Annotated in this window: 3 protein-coding genes; all 3 read left to right on the top strand. The window is 76.6% G+C overall.

The features are described from left to right. Window positions 1-352: 352 nt before the first annotated feature. Window positions 353-1,456, top strand: coding sequence for a septum site-determining protein Ssd (gene ssd / locus ACJA3G_RS33190; protein ID WP_406556743.1), 1,104 nt, complete (start codon window positions 353-355; stop codon window positions 1,454-1,456). A 50-nt stretch (window positions 1,457-1,506) separates the two neighbouring features. Beyond that, a complete protein-coding gene (locus ACJA3G_RS33185) occupies window positions 1,507-2,700 on the top strand; it encodes a TadA family conjugal transfer-associated ATPase (protein WP_406556744.1) in 1,194 nt (397 codons plus the stop codon). Beyond that, window positions 2,697-3,562, top strand: an 866-nt coding sequence (locus ACJA3G_RS33180; RefSeq protein WP_406556742.1) for a type II secretion system F family protein, incomplete at its 3' end; no start/stop codon positions are given. The genes ACJA3G_RS33185 and ACJA3G_RS33180, both read left to right, overlap by 4 nt.

Here is a 3,562-nt window from a genome sequence, read left to right as displayed (position 1 = left end):
GGGAAGGATCGTGCGGGAGGCCCGAAAATGCATCCGGACATGCGACGACCCCCGCTCTCCCCCCCGGCGGGGGTCGTCGCATGTCCGGATGCATTTTCGGGCCTCCCGCACGATCCTTCCCCTCCCTCGGGCCGCGTCGGCTCCTCCCTCACACCTGTCCAGACTCGTCACCGAGCGTAACGGTTCCGGTGCGCTCCGGAAGTCACCGGTATAGGTGAACGGAATATTCACAACCGGCGAGTTGTCCACAGTTTTCGCCCAAGATCCACTTGATTTCCGGAACCGCTCCACCGTGATTCCAGTTCGCGAGATCCGCGGATGCCAGGAATCGCAGTGAGAGGGGGCGGAGATCATGGACGGACCCTTCGTGTCCGACCGGTCACCGGGTGTTCAGGGAAGGCGCCCGGGGCCGCTGATCGTGACCGAGGACGAGGCGCTGCTCGACGATCTGCTGCGGCTGTGCGCCGCCGCGGGAGTCGAACCGGAGGTCCACCACTCGGTGCCCGAGCGCCGGTCCGGCTGGGAGAGCGCACCGCTGATCCTCGTCGGGGACGACGCGGCGGCCCGGGTGCGCGGCGCCGCGCGAAGGCGCGGAGTCCTCCTCGTCGGCAGGGACCAGGACGACCCGGGCGTGTGGCGGCGCGCGGTGGAGATCGGCGCCGACCATGTGCTGCGGCTGCCCGACGCGGAGCAGTGGCTCGTCGACCGGATCGCGGACGCGGCGGAGGGCGTGGGCCGCCAGGCGCTCACCGTGGGCGTCGTCGGCGGACGGGGCGGGGCCGGTGCCTCGACGCTCGCCTGCGCCCTGGCGGTGACCGCGGCCAGGACCGGGCGGCGCACCATGCTCATCGACGGCGACCCCTTGGGAGGCGGCCTCGACGTGCTGCTCGGGGGCGAGCAGGCCGAAGGCAGACGGTGGCCGGATTTCGCCGCCTCGCGCGGCCGGGTCGCCGGAGGAGCGCTGGAGGAGTCGCTGCCGCATCTGCACGCGCTGCGCGTCCTCAGTTGGGACCGGGGCGATTCGGTGGCGATCCCCGCGGAGGCGATGCGAGCGGTCCTCGCGGCTGCGCGCAGACGCGGCGGCGTGGTGGTCGTCGATCTGCCCAGGCGGGTGGACGACGCGGTGGCGGAGGCTCTCGCCCAGCTCGACCTGGGGCTCCTGGTCGTCCCCGCCGAACTGCGGGCGGTGGCGGCGGCCAACCGGGTCGCCTCCTCGGTCGGCATGGTGCTGCGGGACCTGCGGGCGGTGGTGCGCGGTCCGTACGCGGCGGGGCTCGACGAGCAGTGGGTGGCGGCTGCCCTGGGGTTGCCCCTGGCCGGTGAACTCCCGGTGGAGTACGGCCTGCTGGAGGCCCAGGAGAAGGGCGCCCCGCCGGGCAGCGAGGTCCGCGGCCCCCTCTCCCGCTTCTGCACGGCCTTCTGGGAGCAGGCGCTGACGGGAGGTGCGGTCGCATGAGTACGGGACGCGCGCGTACGGGACGCATGATTGCGGGCAGGAGCGGCGGGATGCCTCCCGGCGGTCCGCCGGGCGCGCCGGGCCGGGCCGCCGACGCACCGAGGCCGCTGCTCGACGCGGTGCGCAGGCAGCTCGCGGAGAGCGGGGCCGAGCCGACCCCGGCCCGGGTCGCGGCGGCGCTGCGGGCCCAGGGGCGGCTGCTCGGCGACGCGGAAGTGCTCGGCGGCGCCGAGGAGTTGCGCTCCGAGCTGGTCGGGACGGGCCCGCTGGAGCCGCTGCTCGCGGACCCCGAGGTGACCGACGTCCTGGTGTCGGCGCCGGACCGGGTCTGGGTGGACCGGGGCGCCGGACTGGAGCTCACCGGGGTCCGCTTCAGTGACACGGCCGCGGTGCGCCGACTGGCCCAGCGGCTCGCGGCGGTCGCCGGGCGGCGCCTCGACGACGCCCGGCCGTGGGTGGACGCCCGACTTCCCGACGGGACCCGGATGCACGCGGTGCTGGCACCGGTCGCGGTCGGGGCGGACTGCCTGTCGCTGCGGGTGGTGCGGCCGAGGGCGTTCTCCCTGGACGAGCTGGTCGCCGCCGGGACGGTGCCGCCGGGCGGGGAGGGGGTGCTGCGGGCCCTCGTCGCGGCCCGCGTCTCGTTCCTGGTGAGCGGCGGCACGGGCTCCGGCAAGACGACCCTGCTGTCGACGCTCCTCGGCCTCGTGGGCGAGCGCGAACGCATCGTCCTGGCCGAGGACTCGGCCGAGCTGCGGCCCGACCACCCCCATGTGGTGCGGCTGGAGTCACGGCCCGCCAACCAGGAGGGCGCGGGCCTGGTGACCCTGCGGGACCTGGTGCGCCAGGCCCTGCGGATGCGGCCGGACCGGCTGGTCGTGGGCGAGGTGCGCGGCGCCGAGGTCACCGACCTCCTGGCGGCGCTCAACACCGGCCACGAGGGCGGCTGCGGCACGGTGCACGCGAACACGGCCGCGGACGTCCCCGCCCGGCTGGAGGCGCTGGGCACGGCGGCCGGGCTCGACCGGGCGGCCCTGCACAGCCAGGTGGCGGCGGCGCTCTCGGTGGTCCTCCATCTCGTACGGGACAGGACCGGCCGGCGCCGGGTCGCCGAGGTCACGGTCCTGGAGCGGGACGCGGCGGGGCTGGTGGTGGCCGTCCCGGCGCTGTGCTGGGGCCTGGGCGGCTTCGTCCAGGAGCGCGGCTGGGAACGGCTGCGGGTGCTGCTGGGAGGTGCGTGGTGACCGCCTGGACGGCGACGGGCCCGCCCGTCCTCACCCCGGTCTCGGCGGCGGCTGCGTGCGCCTTCGCGGCGGCCTGGCTCTCGGTGGGACGCGAGCAGGGGCGGCGCAGGGCGCGGCTGATCCTCGCGGGAGGAGCGGTGGAACCGGACGAGCCGCCGTGGGCGCTGCTCTGGGAGCGGTTGCGCGCCAAGGCGCGTCCGGAGTGGCTGTGCCTGCCCGCGGCGGTGGCCGTGGCGGTGCTCGCCGACTCGTTGCTGCCGCTGGCCGCCGGGGCGGTGGCGGTGCCGCTGGTGGGGCGGCGGCTGCGGGCCCGGGAGCGCGAACGGGCGAAGTGGCGCCGGGGCGACGAGGTGGTCTCCTGGTGCGGCGCGGTCGCCGGGGAGCTGCGGGCGGGACGCCAGCCCGGCCGGGCCCTGACGCTCGCCACCCGGGACTCGGAGGCGCTGGGCGCCGCCGAACCCCTGGTGCTGGCGGCGGCTCGGTTCGGCGGCGATGTGCCCGGGGCCCTGCGGGAGGCCGCCCGCGAACCGGGCGCGGAGGGACTGGCCGGAGTGGCCGCGTGCTGGCAGGTGGCGGTCGACGGGGGCGCGGGCCTGGCGGCCGGGCTGGAGCGCCTGGAGGCGGCGCTGCGGGCCGAGCGGGACCAACGGGAGGAGCTGAGGGCCCAGCTGACCGGGCCGCGCACCACGGCCGTCCTGCTGGCCCTGCTGCCCGCCCTCGGCCTCCTGCTCGGCACGGCGATGGGCGCGGGTCCGTTGCGGGTGCTGCTCCACACCCCGGCGGGTCTGGGCTGTCTGGCCCTGGCCGGGGTGCTGGAGGCGGCGGGGCTGTACTGGACGGCGCGGATCACCCGGGCGGGGGA

Origin of the sequence: Streptomyces sp. YS-3 (genome assembly GCF_045257485.1) — a bacterium.
Taxonomy (GTDB): Bacteria; Actinomycetota; Actinomycetes; order Streptomycetales; family Streptomycetaceae; genus Streptomyces.
Note: the sequence above shows the minus strand (reverse complement) of the source record. Positions and strands in the feature narration are given on the sequence as shown.

Excerpts from the sequence above, each read along its gene's own strand:
- ACJA3G_RS33185 (WP_406556744.1), top strand. The coding sequence starts at position 1,507 with ATGCCTCCCGGCGGTCCGCCGGGCGCGCCGGGCCGGGCCGCCGACGCA.
- ssd (WP_406556743.1), top strand. The coding sequence starts at position 353 with ATGGACGGACCCTTCGTGTCCGACCGGTCACCGGGTGTTCAGGGAAGG.